Below are 14,759 nucleotides of genomic sequence, written 5' to 3'. Positions count from 1 at the left end.
CGAGAAGGGTTGCTGCTGCCCGATGGCGCACTCCGAGGCACACGTCCACGGCACCCGGGCGGATCGTGGTGACGCTGACCGGCGACCCGCAACCGGCGGACTGGTGGCGGCCGAGCGACGGGAGACCGTGGCCGAGCGGAGTGTCCCCGCCTACGGCGCGGACACCATGGCGTACCAGGTGGCGACCGACGTGCGAGCGCTACGCGCGTTCGTCAGCGCAGCGGCGCTGGCCCGGGGCCTGCCGCCCCGGCGGGTGGAGCTGCTGATGCTGGCGGTCAGCGAGTTGGCCACCAACACGTTGCAGCACACCACCGGCGGCGGCCGGGTCCGGCTCTGGGCGGAGCCGGGCCAGCTGTTCTGTGACGTCATCGACCAGGGGCCGACGCGGGCGTTCGGCCGGGACATGCCGCCCGCCGACGCGGTGCGGGGTCGAGGGCTGGCGATCGTGGAACGAGTCTGCGACGAGGTCGGTGTGCTCACCGGCCCCGAGGGGACCGCCGTGCGGATCCGCCTGAGCCTGTGAACCAGGCGGCGATCCACACCCGCTCGGGCCGCGTTGGCTGCCACAATGCGGACAGCCCGGGCGGACGATGACACCGGGCCGGAGCCGATCGGGAGGACGGCACGATGCCGGACAGCGAACGCGAGGCAGAGCTGCTCGATGCCGAGCGCACCCTGCAGGCCGCCCAGCGGGCCGGCGACGTCGCCGCCCTCGACCAGTTGCTCGTCGACCAGTTGGTCGCCATCGGCCCGGACGGCCGTCCGCACACCAAGCAGGATGATCTGGCCGCACACCGGGACCGCCGCTCGGTGCTGGAGGAGCTGGTCGAGGAGGAGCTGGACCTGCTCGTCGTCGGGGCGACCGGAGTGACGTTCTTCCTGGGCCGGGTGGCCGGCGTGTTGGAGGGGGCACCGTTCGCGGCGCGCCTGCGCTACACCCGTACCTGGGTCCACGACGACCTGCACGGCTGGCGGGTCCTCGCCGCACACATCAGCCCGGTCTGACCGGCCCACCGGGCGATCGCCGTCGCGGCCGGCTCAGGTCAGCGCTCGTCGTCCTCGTCGAGCAGGCCCTGCTCATCGAGGAACGCGAACCACCGGTCGTCCGCGGGGGTCAGCTCGGCATAGCCCGGGCCGAGCAGGTAGTAGTCCACGAAGGATCCGATGTCGGGGGCGAGCTCCTCGAACGCGTCGGACATGAACCACTCCGTGCCGTTCGGTGGGAAGTACCAGACGGCACCCGTGCCACGGTCCATGAAGAGCGGCTCGTCGCTGCGGGTGCCGACCACCAGCCAGCCGGCCCGGTCCTCCGGGATGGACGAGAAGTCCGGCGCGTAGTCGAGGTGGTACTGGATCCCGGCGAGAGTCGACGTGGACGCCAGCTCGACCCGGCCGGCGCGCAGCCCGTCGGCAACCAGCAGGAGGTCCCGCAGGTCGGCCGGAAGACCCGCCGGTACGGCGTCGATGGCCGCGCCATCGCCGAACTCGGCGTACGCCAGGCTCGCCGGCTGATCGGCCAGCTCAGCCCTCAGCTCCTGAATGAGCTGCCGCAGCTCGGGGATCAATCCACCACCTCTGTTCGGAAGGTCCCGTCCGGCGAGGCCTGGGACTGGCCGGTGACCTGCGCACGCGCGTGTAGGTTCTACCACGCACCGGCGTACGTGGGCGTCACCTCACCGAATCCGCCAGCCGGGCCGCCACCACCAGGTCGTTGAGCTGCGCCAATCCGGCGGGTTGCTCGGGCAGCCGGGTGTCGTGCTGCGCCTGGTCGAGTCGTGACGCCAACTCGGCGAGGTCACGGTCGAGAACCGAGCCGGCGACGAGATCGCCCAGCCCGCCGTGTTCGGCGGCCCGCTTCGCGGCGATCAGGTCGGGCAGGTACGCCGGCGCCGGTTCGGCGTTCAGCAGGCTCGGCAGGTGCGCCAGCATCCGACCGGTACGCATCAGGTGGACGCCGGTGAGCAGCGCCCGGAAGGTGTACAGCAACGGTTTGAGTTCGCCGGTCGAGCCGAACAGCCGGCGCTGGGTGGCGGCGAAGCCGCGGTAGTGGTGAGCATGGTGCCGGGTCAGCACCAGCGGCGCCGTCTCGACCAGCGCCGCGTGCACCGCGGTGGTGTGCACCACCAGCGGTGACAGCAGCTGTTCGAGCACGTAGCCGTTCCGCCGCAGCATCAGCCGCACGAACTTGCGCAGGTCGTGCGTGACCAGGTCCAGCTCCACACCGTCGCGGTCGGTCGTGACCGTGTGGGTCTCGGCCGGCTGCCCCAACCCGATCACGTCCTCCATCGGGAGCAGATGCGTGCCGCGCAGGTCCACGTCCGAGTCGGTGGACGGGAAACCGTACAGGTGGGCACCGGAGACCGTGGCGAACACCAGCGGGTACGGCTGCTCGGCGACGATTCCCGTCAGGTCGACACGGGCCGGCAGGCCCGCCGCCTCCCAGGCGGTCACGCCGAGCACCGCACGGAGCGGTCCCGAACCGAGATCAGCCACTGCTCGACTCTCGCCTCGTCGGGCCGGTCGGGCAACGGGCTGGTGGCGAGGTCCGCCGTCATCCGGCTCACCAGCCGGTCGCGCCAGGCGACGACCTCGTCCCAGGGCACCTCACCCGCCTTGACCGCCAGCAGACGGTCCCGATCGGCACCCACGTCCAGCACCAGGCGGCCGGTGCGGACCAGGTCACCCCCGGCGGTCAGTAGCCGAACCAGGTGCATCACGTGCCGCCACACCGGAACGCCGGAGCGGGCGATCCCGCGCTCGGCCTTGCCGAACTGGGCGGTGGCGTACCGCAGGTAGGTGTCGGCGACCCGCCGGGACAGGAAGGCCGGCGTCAGCGCCCGGAGTTCCGCGCCCAGCGGAGTGCACGTCTCGACCAGCGGAGAGTGCAGCACCTCCAGGACCGTGGGGTTCGCCGCCAAACCGAGCACGCAGACCCGTTCCACCTCCCACCGCACCTGCTCGGGCAGCGGCCCGTCGTGATGCCACGCGGGTTTCCGCAGGCCCCAGAACGCCGAGGCCGGCAGGGCGTACACCCCGCGGCGGTCGGTGTCCGAGGCCGCACTGGACAACCCGAACGCGCGGGAGCCCACGACCACCTGCAGGATCGTCCGGTCGTCGACCAGCTGATCCGTCAGCGCATGCTCCATCGCCGCCTCCCCCGCGCGCTGTTGGCCGCCGAACCGGGCGGTGTCCGGTGCACACCATGCCTGCCTCGGGACGTTACCGTCGAGTCGTTTCCTCAGCTCACGACGGCGTCGATCGGGCCGACGCGCAGGGTGCCGTCGTTGAGTGGCGTGCAGCGGATGCCACCCGTGGTGCGCAACGCCTTCCACGCCCCGGGGCCGACGGTGACGTCCATCCAGGCGCAGGGCCGGGCCGCCCGGTTGACCCGCAGGCTGACCGGGCCGTCTCCGGAGTCCAGGACCAGCACTCTGCCGATGAGGTCGTCCACGGCGATCCCGGTGGTGAGGATGTTGCGCCGGACCTCCGCCAGGCCGATGCCGACCGGCAACGACTCCTGGGCGATGACGGTGACGCTGGCGTCACGGTGCGCCTGCTGGCCGAAGTACCGGTCGCCGACGATGCCGAGGCCGGCCCGGATCCGGATCACGTCGACCAGCTCACCGGGCGGGGCCGGCGCCGGGCCGTCGGCAGGCCGGCCCAGGAAGCGGTGCACGGGCGAGGCCAGCAACTCGACGATCTCCGGCATGGCAGGAATTCTACGAACCGGACGGGCCCCTCCGGGCCCGGTCGGCCGACCGGGCCGCCGGGTCGCGGCGCGGGTCACGGTGGGGACGGCGACCGTCGTGCCGCCGTCCCCACCGTGACGGCGCTCAGGCCGGCGTGCCGGTCACGGTCAGGTTCCGCAGGCGGCCCACATTGTCGAACGAGCCGAAGCCCACCCGCCCGGATCCGAACGTGGTGTCCTTCGCGGTCATCAGCGGGTCCCGGTGCCCGTCGACGTAGACCGCGATCTCGCCGGTGGCCGGCAGGTGCACCACCCGGACCCGATGCCAGTTGGCATCGGTGATCGCCGGGTTGGCACCGCGGGACCGGCCGTTCCACTGGTGGTCGATGCGCTCCCGATCGGCGTTGTCGACCTTGAAGATCCCGTTGTGCGGATAGATCGTGTTGTCGGTGGAGAGGTGGGCGTAGTAGAACTCCGTGTCCGAACGCCAGCCGAAGACGATGATCACGTCACGGTTGGTCACCTCGACGGGGGTGTCGAGCCGTACCCGCGCCTCGATCTCGGCCGACGACCACGTCGGACCGGCGGTCAGCACGGCGTACTCGAACGGACGGCGGGGACCCGGTCGGCTGCTTCCGGCCTCGGCGAGGATGACCTGGTCGTGGGTGAACTGCCACTTCGCCGGAATCACCGGCGCCCAGTTCGACGCCCCGGCGGTGCGGCGCAGGGTGGTGTCCCCGACGTCGCCGCTGGCGAACTCCCTCGTGCCGGTGACCTTCCAGACCTTCCCGTTGGCCTTGGCGACCAGGTAGAGCTCACCGGCGGCGTCGGTGCCGAAGCGCAGATCCACCCGGTTGGGGTCGCCGGGAGCGCCAGGCCCGGAGAGGTCCCGCATCCGCACCGAAGCGCCTGCGGCGTCGAAGAGCGCGAGCTGGTGGATCGGGGCCAGGCCGTGGCCACGACGCATCTCGTTCGCCTCGGTGTAGAGCACCCGGCCGTCGACCAGGTCGCCGAAGACGTACATGCCGCGCAGCGCGGGCAGGGCGCGTCCGCGGTAGACGAACCCGCCGGCCACCGCGACGCCGACGTCGGCGGTGCAGTTCCAGTCCGCGGCGGGATCGTGGTCGTACGCGGCGACGGGGTACGTGTAGCCGTACCGGTCGTCGTCGGCGGGCAGCGGACGCAGCCGGTCGCAGGGGTCCGTCGCCGCCTTGTCGAAGACGAAGGATCCCTCGCGTTCGCTCCAGCCGAAGTTGTCACCGGCGCGGACCTCGTAGATCGCCTCGACGGCGTGCTCGCCGATGTGCCCCAGGTACATCCGGCCGGTTGCCCGGTCCCAGCTGAACCGGTGCGGGTCACGGAAGCCGACGGCGTAGATCTCGCCGAGCGCGCCGGTCTGACCGACGAACGGGTTGCTGGGTGGGATGCCGTAGCGCCCGTTGGCCGAGTTGGTGCCCCGGGGGTCGATGCGCAGCAGCTTGCCGTGTGGCAGGGCCAGGTTCTGCGGGTCGGTGTTGCGCGCGCCCTGGCCGCCGTCGCCGACCGCGAGGTACAGCAGGCCGTAGTCGCGGTCGTGGCGCTTGGCCGTGGGGTTGAAGTTGATCTCCTGGATGCCGTGCACCTGGCCGCCGAAACCGATGCGCAGGACCTCGCGCCGCGTACCGGCGAACGTGTCGGCGGCCGGGTCGGTCGCCGTCCACTCGGTGATGACACCGTGGAAGAGCGCGTTGGGCTGGGTGTAGTCCGGTGTGCTGGTCGTCGTCGACGCCAACTCGGTGTGGATGGTGTAGAACCGGCCGTTCGCGCCGAACTCCGGGTGGAAGGCGACGTACCCGAAGCCCTGCCCGAGACCTCGGCCGGAGAAGAACTGTGGCGCGAACGTCGCCGCCACGTCGAGGTAGACGTGCGGCATGCCGCCCTCGACCAGGTAGAGGTTGCCGTTCAGGTCCGGCACCGCGCGTCGGCCGGAGCCGTCGGGCAGCTCCATGATGGTGTTGATCCGCGCGGTACGCATGAGCCGCGCATCGGTCGGGGCCGGGGTGGGGTACGACTGCGGGAAGCTGGCGTACTCGCTGAGGACCAGCCCGAGTCGGGACTGGACGGGCATCTCGGGGATCGGGTCGTCGACCGCGTCGGCGGCCCGGGCGGGCGTCGCGAGCAGGGTGGACAGGACCAGCACGAGGGCGGTGAGGCCGGCCGTCAGCGCGGGTCCGCGGATCCCGCGGGCGCGGCGGTGGAGGGTGAGCACGCTTGTCTCCTTCTCGGTGGGACGGTGCCGAGGGTGGTCAGCGGGCCAGGTGGCGGTACTGCCTCCGTACGTCGCTCGCGGAGACCACGCTGTCGAGGAACATCAGGCCGTCCATGCGGCAGTCACACGGGTTGCGCTCCAGCGTGTCCTGGGGGAAGCTCCCGCCGATCTTGATGCCCCGGGGGTCGGAGGCCGTGGTCAGGTGCGGGCCGGGCCCCGACACCAGCCACGGGTCGTCGGTGCGGGTGTAGAAGCCGTCCACCGGCACACCGTTGCGGTAGAGGGCGAGGGCGCCGGTGCCGAAGTCGAAGGTGGCGGTCAGGTGCACCCACTCCCCCGCCGGCAGCAGCTCCCGCCAGTCCCGCTGGGCGGCGAAGGTCTGCGAGTCGCCGCCGTCGAGCCGCCGGCCGAGCGCGACAAGGCGCAGCTCCCCGTTGACGTCGATCAGCTCGAGCAGTGCCCGGACGCCGTGGCCGTCGGAGTCGCCGGTCAGCACCCCGGCCAGACCGATCGCGTTGTACCGGTCGTCGGGGTCGGCGGTGGTGGAGTTGGGCAGCGGGCTGTCCATGTTCAGCTTGAACCAGCCCATCACGGTGGCGCCCCCGGTGGCGCTGAAGGCGCGCAGCGTCCGGACCCCGCTGGCCGACCAGGTGCCGGCCTTCCAGTCGTCGTTGCCGGCGACCGTCGGATCGACCTGCCGGGTCTGCACCGCGTTGCCGCTGCCCCGGTACGCGTGGTCCGGCACGCGCATGGCCGCACCGCCGTTGACCAGCTCGATCTCGGTGCCGGAGCGGCCCTGATCGCGTTCGAGCGCGGGGTCGCCCGGCACCGGATGGTCGAAGTCGTACGCGGCGACCAGGTGCGCGCGCAGGGCGGGGTGGACATCGTGCCCACGGTTCCGATCCGCCTGCGCCGCTGGCGACCCGGCGCCGATCAGCGCGCCGACCACCACGAGGGAGACGGCGGCTCGTCGGGCCCTGGACATGGCGTTCACCTCGTTTCGCGGCACGTCGGTGCCGGTCACGTAAGCGCTTACGTAAGCGCTTACGTACCCTAGGCTTCGATGAACGTCACTGGCAATAGATCAGGTGACATAGATGTTTCCGGGGAGTTGCGGATGCCCAGGGCCAGCCAGCGGCCGCGCCTCGTGGACGTGGCCGAACAGGCCGCCGTCTCGCTGGCGACCGCCTCCCGAGCCCTCGCCGGACGTGAGGGGGTCAGCGCCGAGGTCGCCGACCGGATCCGGCAGATCGCCCGCGAGCTGGGATACGTCGCCAACCCGTACGCCCGCACCCTGGCCAGCGGGGCCAGCTCCACGGTGGGGCTGATCGTCCATCAGGTCGACGACCCCTACTTCTCCGAGATCGCCGCCGGAGTCATCCAGCTCGCCGCCGAACAGGGGCTGCTGGTGCAGATCTGCCAGTCCGGCCGCGACCCGGGCTACGAGCTGCAACAGCTGCGGCATCTGATCGCCCAGCGGGTCGGCATCGTCCTGATCAGCGGTTCGGGCTACGACGACCCACAGGTGGAGGCGGCAGCCCGTGCCGAGCTGGCCACATTCCAGGACCACGGCGGGCGGGCCGCGGCCATCGGACGGCACGCGCTCGGCATCGACGCCGTCCTGCCCGACAACGAGGCCGGCGGCCACGCGCTCGCCCAGCACCTGATGGATCTCGGCCACCGGCGGATCGCGGTCGCCGCGGGCAGCGCAGGTCTCACCACGGTCGCCGACCGGCTGGCGGGTGTGTCGTCGGCACTGCGGCACCGCGGGCTGTCCGCCACCGACCTCACCGTCGTGCACAGCGACTTCACGCGCGGCGGTGGGCGGGCGGCCACCGAGCAGATTCTCAACGAGCATCCGGACACGACCGCGATCGTCGCGCTCAACGACGCGATGGCGATGGGCGTGCTGTCGACGCTGCGGTCCCGCCACGTGCCGGTGCCCGCGCGGATGTCCGTCGTCGGCTTCGACGACGTCTCGGTGGCGGCCGACCTCGCACCCAGCCTCACCACCATCCGGCTGCCGATGACCGAGATGGGCCGCACCGCGCTCACCCTCGCGCTCAAGCCACGCTCGACGCGTCCGCGCCGTCGCGCCACCGGGCACCTGCTGGTCGTCCGCGACTCGACCGGACCCGCGCCGCAAACCTGACCGGCAGCGGCAATGCCGCACCGCGACGGCTCGGGTTCTGGCACCGTCGAGGGGTCCACGCCACCCCGTGACCGGTCAGGAGAGGCTATGGCGGACATCGCTGTACGGCACCGGACGGTCGAGGTCGACGGCATCACGATCTTCTACCGGGAGGCCGGCCCCGCCGACGCCCCGGTGGTGCTGCTGCCACACGGCTACCCGTCGTCGTCGTTCCAGTTCCGTCACCTGCTGCCCGCGCTGGCCGACCGCTGGCGTGCCATCGCGCCCGACTACCCCGGCTTCGGCTACAGCGACCTGCCCGATCCCGGCCGGTACGCGTACACCTTCGACGCCCACACGGGCCTGCTCCAGCGCTTCGTGGAGACGCTGGGGCTGACCCGCTACGTGATCTACCTCCAGGACTACGGCAGCCAGTTCGGCTTGCGCCTGGCGATGGCCGCGCCGCAGCGGGTCGCCGGTCTCGTCATCCAGAACGGCGACATCTACCCCGACCAGCACGGACCCAAGTACGAACCGCTGAAGGAGTACTGGCGCGACCCGACCGACGAGGGGCGGGCGCGGTTGGCCGCCGCGATCAGCGAGGAGGGCTTCCGGCGCGAGTTCCTGGGTGAGCTGCCGGACCGGCTGACCGACCGGGTGAGCCCCGACCTGTGGCGACTCTCCGGCGCGCTGGTCGCGGATCCACGGCGGCGCGACGCCTGGCTACGGCTCCTCAGCGACCAGGGCAGCACCGTCGCCTGGTTCCCCCGGCAGCAGGAGTACCTGCGGACCCACCGGCCGCCCACCCTGATCGTGTGGGGACCGCACGACGGGTACATGCCGGAGGGCGCCGCCCGCGCCTATCTGCGCGACCTCCCCGACGCCGACCTGCACCTGCTCGACGGCGGGCACTGGCTGCTCGAGACGCACCTCGACGAGGTGGTACGGCTGGTCCGCGACTTCCTCACCCGCGTACAACCCTGAGCCGAAGCCGGCACCTCACACGGCCAGGGCCGCTCAGACCAGGTGCTGCTCGACGTCGGGCATCCCACCCGGGCCGCGTCGGCGAGCTTGAGGTGCATGGCCATCGCGTAGCCGCCGAGGCCGAAAAGACACCCTGGCCACGGGTGAGCATGCCGCCCCGGCCCGCATCTGGGTACCGGTGCTCATTCCGCTTCCGTTCCGCGCGGGGCATGATCGCCGCATGACGGCGACGAGGGGTAGGCGCGCACTGCTCGGTGCTCTGTTCCTGGCGGCGGCAACGGTCGGGGTGTGGTTGCTCTGGCTGGGCCGGGACACCGAGCACCAGGTCGACCCGGAGACCGGCGCGACCAGCGGGCCGTACGAGCCGTGGCAGGTGGTCGGCTGCGTGCTGACGCTCGTACTGCTGGCCGCGCTCGCCGGTACGCGACTCAGCCCGTGGCTGGTGGCGCCGGTGATGACGGTGGCCTTCACGGCGGCCTGGACCTGGCAGGCGGCGTCCACCGACGACAGCGGGTTGTGGCTGGTCGGAGCCTTCCTGGTGCTGCTCGGGGTGGCGGTCGGCAGCACGGTGGTGAGCCTCTCGGCGCGGCGGCTCAGCCGTCGCCCGGCCGACCGCCCCAGCTAGTCGCGGTACCCGATCGTCGGGGGCGCCCCGGTCAGCGGACGGCGGGAACCGGTGCCGGCCGCCCGGCGAAGGGGATGTCGACGTGTGCCGTCGGCCGCCCCTCGCTGTCGGGGTGCCGCCACAGCCCTCGGTCACGCAGGATCGGCAGCACGCCCTCTCCGAACCAGTACGCCTCCTCCAGGTGCGGATAGCCGGAGAGGATGAACTCGTCGATGCCGAGCGCGTGATACTCGGCGATCCGGTCGGCGACCTCGGTGTGGCTGCCCACGAGCGCGGTGCCGGCACCGCCGCGGACCAGTCCGACCCCGGCCCACAGGTTGGGTGCGACCTCCAGGCCGTCACGGGATCCGCCGTGCAGGTCGAGCATCCGGCGCTGCCCCTCGGACTCGCTGCGGCGTAGACCTTCCTGCACCGACCGGATGTCGGCCTCGGAGATCCCGTCGAGCAGACGCTGGGCCTGCGCCCAGGCCTGCTCGGCGGTGTCCCGGACGATCACGTGCAACCGGATGCCGAAGCGCAACTCGCGCCCGGCGGCGGCAGCCAGCGCCCGGACTCGCTCCAGTTTGGCGGCGACCAGGGCCGGTGGCTCCCCCCAGGTGAGGTAGACGTCGCTGTGCCGCACCGCCACCGGCAGGGCGGCAGAGGAGGAGCCGCCGAAGTAGACCGGCGGAACCGGGTCGGGCAGGCGGTGCAGCCGCGCCTGCTCGACGCGTACGTGGGTGCCGGCGTGGTCGACCGTCTCTCCCCGCCACAGCGCACGCACCACGTGCAGGAACTCGTCGCACCGGGCGTACCGGGCGTCCTTGTCCAGAAAGTCGCCGTAGGCCCGCTGCTCCTGCGACTCGCCGCCGGTGACCACGTTCAGCAGCAGTCGGCCCCGGGACAGCCGCTGGAAGGTCGAGGCCATCTGGGCGGCCAGCGTGGGTGCCAGCAGTCCCGGCCGGAAGGCGACCAGGAACTTGAGGCGCTCGGTCACCTCGGTGAGCATCGCCGTGCTCAGCCAGGCGTCCTCGCACCAGGCGCCCGTCGGGGTGAGCGCGCCGACGAACCCGAGTTGCTCCGCCGTGCGGGCGATCTGCCCCAGGTAGGCCACGCTGGCCGGGCGGGCGCCTCCGGCAGCCCCGGTCGGTACGCCGTGTCCGCCGCCGACGACGTCGCGGCTGTCGCCGTTGGTGGGCAGGAACCAGTGGAAGGTGAGGCTCATCTCGGCTCTTTCCTCGAGTGCGGGGGCGGGGTGCGGCAGCGGTGCGCGCGGCGAGCGGGCACCTCCTGAGGGGTGGGACGATCCCGCCGACAGCCTACCCATAAAACCTATCGGGTTAGTAGGCTACCGTCTGCGGTGCCGACATCCGTCGATGCGCCCCGACCCGCATGCCCAACCCGAGGAGCCGCCATGCGTATCCCGCCGACGAGCCGTCCCCCGCATCGCCGCCTGCTGACGGCCGCGCTCACCACCGTGGCACTGCTCGCCACGGCCGGGTTGAGCGCGTGCGGCGGGCCCGCCGACGCCGGTGGCGACGCGAAGACGCTCCGGGTCGGCTACCAGCGCTTCGGTGGCCTGAGCCTGGTCAAGGCACGCGGTGCGACGCCGGGCATCGAGTGGTCGCTGTTCGAGAGCGGTCCGGCGCTCACCGAGGCGCTCAAGGCGGGGTCCATCGACATCGGACAGGTCGGCGAAGCGCCACCCGTCTTCGCCGCGGCCGGGAAGATCCCGTTCTCCATCATCGGGACCTCGGCGCCGATCCCGCAGGGTGAGGCCGTGCTGGTCCGGGCCGACCGCGGCTATCGCAGCTTCGCCGACCTGAAGGGCAGGACGATCGCCCTCAACAAGGGCTCCAACGTGCACTGGCTGCTGGTCCGGCTGCTCGAAGCGAACCAGATGACCCTGAGGGACATCCAGGTCAAGTACCTCAAGCCCGCCGAGGGGCGGCCCGCGTTCGACAGCGGGCAGGTGGACGCCTGGGTGATCTGGGACCCGTACTTCGCCCTGGCCGAGCAGCCGGGGGTCCAGGTGCTCGCCGACGCCACGGGCCTGGCCAGCAACCGCGAGTACGTCCTGGCCGCTCCCGACGCCGTTGCCCAGCGACCGGACGAGATCCGGGCGTTCCTCCAGCGGTACCGCGAGGTGACCGACTGGGGCATCGCCCACCCGGAGGAGCGGGCCAGCACGCTCGCGCCGGAGCTGAAGATCCCGCAGGACGTCACCGGTCGCGCCCTGGCCCGCAGCGCCAAGCCACTCGCCCCGGTCACCCCCGCCGTCGGCGACGAACTCCAGGCGATCACCGACAGCTTCATCGCCCTGGACCTCATTCCGGGCCCGGTCGACATCCGCTCCCGCATCGACGACCGGTTCAGTGAGGTCTTCCAGTGAGCCGTACGACGCTCACCGAGGCGCCCGCCGAGGTCTCGGCGCCCACGCCGGTCGCACCCCGATCCCGGCGGCCGGCGAGGCGGTGGCGACGGCTGGCCAGCCCGGTCGCCCTGGTGCTGGGTTGGGAACTGGCCGCCCGCACCGGGCTGCTGCCGCCGGAGAAGCTGCCCGCACCCAGCGACGTGCTCGCCGCGGGCTGGCGGCTGGCCCGTGACGGGACGCTCGCCATCCATCTGCTGGACTCCCTCACCCGCGCCGCAGCCGGACTGCTGATCGGTGGTCTCCTGGCGCTGATCCTGGGCACAGTCGCGGGGCTGCTGCGGCTCGGCGACGACCTGGTCGACCCCCCGGTGCAGATGGCCCGGATGCTGCCGCACCTGGGCCTGGTCCCGTTGCTGATCATCTGGGTCGGCATCGGCGAATCGCTCAAGATCAGCCTGGTGGCTCTGGGTGCGTTCTTTCCGATCTACTTCAACACCTACGCCGGCATCCGGGACATCGACGAACGGCTCGTGGAAGCGGCCCGCACCTGCGGGTTGGGGCAGGCAGCCCGACTGCGTCACGTGGTGCTGCCCGGCGCGCTGCCCGCACTCTTCCTCGGCCTCCGACTGGCGATCGGCGCGGCCTGGCTCAGCCTGGTCGTCGGCGAGCAGGTCAACGCCCAGACCGGGATCGGCTTTCTGATGATGGAGGCACGGGAGTTCAGCCAGACCGACGTGGTGGTGCTCGGCCTGCTCGTCTACGCGCTGCTCGGGCTGCTGTCCGACCTTGCACTGCGCGTCCTGGAGAGGAGGATGTTGACATGGCGTCGCGGACTGCGGGCCACGTGACCGGCACGACGCCGGTGCTGACCGCCCACGCGGTGCACCGGGCGTTCGGGCCGACGGTCGTGCTGGCCGGGGTCGACCTGACCATCGCGCGGGGCGAGGTGGTCGCCCTGCTGGGCGGCAGCGGTTCCGGCAAGAGCACCCTCCTGCGGATTCTCGCCGGGCTGGACGGCGAGGCCAGCGGTGAGATCGTCGTGCACGGCACCGCCGCCGTGGTTTTTCAGGAGCACCGGTTGCTGCCCTGGAAGCGGGTGGCGCCCAACGTCGGGCTCGGGCTGTCCGGAGCGGACACCGACCGGCGGATCCAGCGCGCACTGGCCGAGGTCGGGCTCGCCGACCGCCACCGCGCCTGGCCGGCCGAGCTGTCCGGCGGTCAGGCGCAACGGGTGGCCGTCGCGCGAGCCCTGGTCCGCGAGCCGGACCTGCTGCTGCTCGACGAGCCGTTCGGCGCCCTGGACGCGCTGACCCGACTGCGAATGCAGGTCCTGCTGCGTCGGCTACGCGCCGAGCACGGCTTCGCCGCGTTGCTGGTCACCCACGACGTGGAGGAGGCGCTGCTGCTCGCCGATCGGATCCTGCTCCTCGACGCGGGCCGCATCGCCGCGGACCTGCCGGTCGACCTGGCCCCCACCCGCACACCGGACGACCCGGCCTTCGGCGCGCTGCGCCGGCACCTCCTCGACCGACTCGGCGTTCCCACCACCTGACGAGCGGAGACCCGATGACCCGCTTGCCCCTCTGGGCCGGCGTGCTGGTCGCGGCCGGGCTGGTGACGCTGATCCGGGCGTGATCACCGGTCGCGACCATAGTGGAGGGACGGTATCTGTGATCTCATGTCGCCATGATCACCCCGACTCCCCTCATGCGCCTGGTGGCCGGCGTGTGGGGGTTCAAGACCCTCGCGGTCGGCGTCGAGCTCGGCCTGTTCACCCGCCTCGCCGGAGGCCGAACGCTCACGGTCGAGCAGGCCGCCGTCGAGTTCGGCCTGGCCGATCGCCCGGCGGACCTGCTGCTGTCCGCGAGCGCCTCGCTCGGCCTGCTGGAGAAGGCCGGTGACGGGTACCGCAACTCCGAGCTGGCCGAGCATTTCCTGGTCGAGGGAGGCCCGTACTACTTCGGGGCCCAGGTCCGCTACTCCGACCTGCGCACCTACCTGCCGTGGCACCGCATCGGCGAGGCTCTGCGCACCGACCGGCCACTGACCTGGGACCCGCAGGCCCAACAGTCGATGTTCGACACCACCGATCCGGAGATGCTTGCCCAGTTCTGGGACGCCATGTACTCCACGTCCAGCTTCACGGCCAGCGCGTTGGCCGACGCGTACGACTTCTCCGCACATCGGCGCCTGCTCGACGTGGGCGGCGGGGCGGGCGCGTTCCCGATCGAGTTCTGCCGTCGCCTGCCCGACCTGCGGGCGACCGTCCTGGACCTCCCGCATGTCTGTGTACGGGCCGAGGAGCGGATCGCGGAGGCCGGGATGACCGGGCGGATCGGCACGGTCGGGGGTGACTTCCTCGTCGACCCGGCGCTGCCGGACGGGCACGACGTCATCCTGCTCAGCATGATCCTGCACGACTGGGACGAGCCCACGAACCGGGCCCTACTGGCCCGCTGCCACGCGGCGCTGCCGCCGGGTGGGGCGATCGTCGTCTGCGAGCTGCTGCTCAACGATGAGCGCACCGGGCCGCCGGAGGCGGCGCTAATGGGCATGAACATGCTGGTCGAGACCGAGGGAGGCCGGAACTACTCGGGCGCCGAGTACGCCGCCTGGCTCACCGACGTCGGGTTCGTGGACGTCCGCACCGTGCCGTTCGACGCTCCCGGTGCCAACGGCGCGGTGGTGGCCCGCCGGCCCTGACCACCCACGACACCCGGCCCCGCAGGG

Annotated in this window: 16 protein-coding genes; 9 read left to right on the top strand and 7 right to left on the bottom strand. The window is 72.0% G+C overall.

The window, feature by feature from the left end; translation table 11 throughout:
- The first annotated feature begins 22 nt into the window (after positions 1-22).
- A complete protein-coding gene (locus ACQEUX_RS05985; protein WP_433042387.1) occupies positions 23-523 on the top strand; it encodes an ATP-binding protein in 501 nt (166 codons plus the stop codon).
- Positions 524-627: 104 nt separating this feature from the next.
- On the top strand, positions 628-1,005 hold the full coding sequence (locus ACQEUX_RS05980) for a nuclear transport factor 2 family protein (protein ID WP_433042384.1): 378 nt from the start codon (positions 628-630) through the stop codon (positions 1,003-1,005).
- Positions 1,006-1,043: 38 nt separating this feature from the next.
- Here the strand turns inward: ACQEUX_RS05980 and ACQEUX_RS05975 are convergent, their stop codons facing one another.
- From ACQEUX_RS05975 to ACQEUX_RS05950, 6 genes are all read right to left on the bottom strand, one after another.
- Complete coding sequence (locus tag ACQEUX_RS05975) at positions 1,044-1,565, bottom strand: SUKH-4 family immunity protein (RefSeq protein WP_433042381.1); 522 nt, start codon at positions 1,563-1,565, stop codon at positions 1,044-1,046.
- 103 nt (positions 1,566-1,668) lie between these two features.
- A complete protein-coding gene (locus ACQEUX_RS05970; RefSeq protein WP_433049614.1) occupies positions 1,669-2,427 on the bottom strand; it encodes a nucleotidyltransferase domain-containing protein in 759 nt (252 codons plus the stop codon).
- 20 nt (positions 2,428-2,447) lie between these two features.
- The gene (locus ACQEUX_RS05965) at positions 2,448-3,146 is read right to left on the bottom strand and encodes a nucleotidyltransferase domain-containing protein (protein ID WP_433042378.1); all 699 of its coding nucleotides are present in this window, start codon (positions 3,144-3,146) and stop codon (positions 2,448-2,450) included.
- A 92-nt stretch (positions 3,147-3,238) separates the two neighbouring features.
- Complete coding sequence (locus tag ACQEUX_RS05960; RefSeq protein WP_433042375.1) at positions 3,239-3,709, bottom strand: molybdenum cofactor biosysynthesis protein; 471 nt, start codon at positions 3,707-3,709, stop codon at positions 3,239-3,241.
- Between the two features lie 124 nt (positions 3,710-3,833).
- Positions 3,834-5,936, bottom strand: a complete 2,103-nt coding sequence (locus tag ACQEUX_RS05955) for a PQQ-dependent sugar dehydrogenase (RefSeq protein WP_433042372.1) — start codon at positions 5,934-5,936, stop codon at positions 3,834-3,836.
- Between the two features lie 37 nt (positions 5,937-5,973).
- On the bottom strand, positions 5,974-6,921 hold the full coding sequence (locus tag ACQEUX_RS05950) for a LamG-like jellyroll fold domain-containing protein (RefSeq protein WP_433042369.1): 948 nt from the start codon (positions 6,919-6,921) through the stop codon (positions 5,974-5,976).
- 132 nt (positions 6,922-7,053) lie between these two features.
- Here ACQEUX_RS05950 and ACQEUX_RS05945 point away from each other — a divergent pair, with 132 nt between their 5' ends.
- The 3 genes from ACQEUX_RS05945 (at position 7,054) to ACQEUX_RS05935 (ending at position 9,676) form a co-directional block, all read left to right on the top strand.
- Positions 7,054-8,088: a LacI family DNA-binding transcriptional regulator gene (locus tag ACQEUX_RS05945; RefSeq protein WP_433042366.1), complete on the top strand. Its 1,035-nt coding sequence runs from the start codon at positions 7,054-7,056 to the stop codon at positions 8,086-8,088.
- Positions 8,089-8,175: 87 nt separating this feature from the next.
- A complete protein-coding gene (locus ACQEUX_RS05940) occupies positions 8,176-9,051 on the top strand; it encodes an alpha/beta fold hydrolase (RefSeq protein ID WP_433042363.1) in 876 nt (291 codons plus the stop codon).
- A gap of 220 nt (positions 9,052-9,271) precedes the next feature.
- The gene (locus ACQEUX_RS05935) at positions 9,272-9,676 is read left to right on the top strand and encodes a hypothetical protein (RefSeq protein WP_433042360.1); all 405 of its coding nucleotides are present in this window, start codon (positions 9,272-9,274) and stop codon (positions 9,674-9,676) included.
- 31 nt (positions 9,677-9,707) lie between these two features.
- Here the strand turns inward: ACQEUX_RS05935 and ACQEUX_RS05930 are convergent, their stop codons facing one another.
- Positions 9,708-10,880 (bottom strand): LLM class flavin-dependent oxidoreductase, encoded by a 1,173-nt coding sequence (locus ACQEUX_RS05930; protein ID WP_433042357.1) that lies wholly within the window; start codon positions 10,878-10,880, stop codon positions 9,708-9,710.
- 189 nt (positions 10,881-11,069) lie between these two features.
- Here ACQEUX_RS05930 and ACQEUX_RS05925 point away from each other — a divergent pair, with 189 nt between their 5' ends.
- The 4 genes from ACQEUX_RS05925 (at position 11,070) to ACQEUX_RS05910 (ending at position 14,732) form a co-directional block, all read left to right on the top strand.
- On the top strand, positions 11,070-12,047 hold the full coding sequence (locus tag ACQEUX_RS05925; RefSeq protein ID WP_433042354.1) for an aliphatic sulfonate ABC transporter substrate-binding protein: 978 nt from the start codon (positions 11,070-11,072) through the stop codon (positions 12,045-12,047).
- Positions 12,044-12,877, top strand: coding sequence for an ABC transporter permease (locus ACQEUX_RS05920; RefSeq protein WP_433042352.1), 834 nt, complete (start codon positions 12,044-12,046; stop codon positions 12,875-12,877). Before ACQEUX_RS05925 ends, ACQEUX_RS05920 begins: the two co-directional genes overlap by 4 nt.
- Complete coding sequence (locus tag ACQEUX_RS05915; protein WP_433042349.1) at positions 12,850-13,581, top strand: ABC transporter ATP-binding protein; 732 nt, start codon at positions 12,850-12,852, stop codon at positions 13,579-13,581. The genes ACQEUX_RS05920 and ACQEUX_RS05915 overlap by 28 nt, the downstream gene beginning before the upstream one ends.
- Positions 13,582-13,715: 134 nt before the next feature.
- Positions 13,716-14,732 carry a methyltransferase gene (locus ACQEUX_RS05910; RefSeq protein WP_433042346.1) on the top strand — a complete coding sequence of 339 codons (1,017 nt, stop codon included), beginning with the start codon at positions 13,716-13,718 and terminating at the stop codon, positions 14,730-14,732.
- Positions 14,733-14,759: the final 27 nt, after the last annotated feature.

Source organism: Micromonospora sp. CA-259024 (genome assembly GCF_050936255.1).
Lineage (GTDB): Bacteria > Actinomycetota > Actinomycetes > Mycobacteriales > Micromonosporaceae > Micromonospora.
The sequence above is the reverse complement of the archived record's forward strand: the minus strand, read 5'-3'. Positions and strand labels throughout refer to the sequence as shown.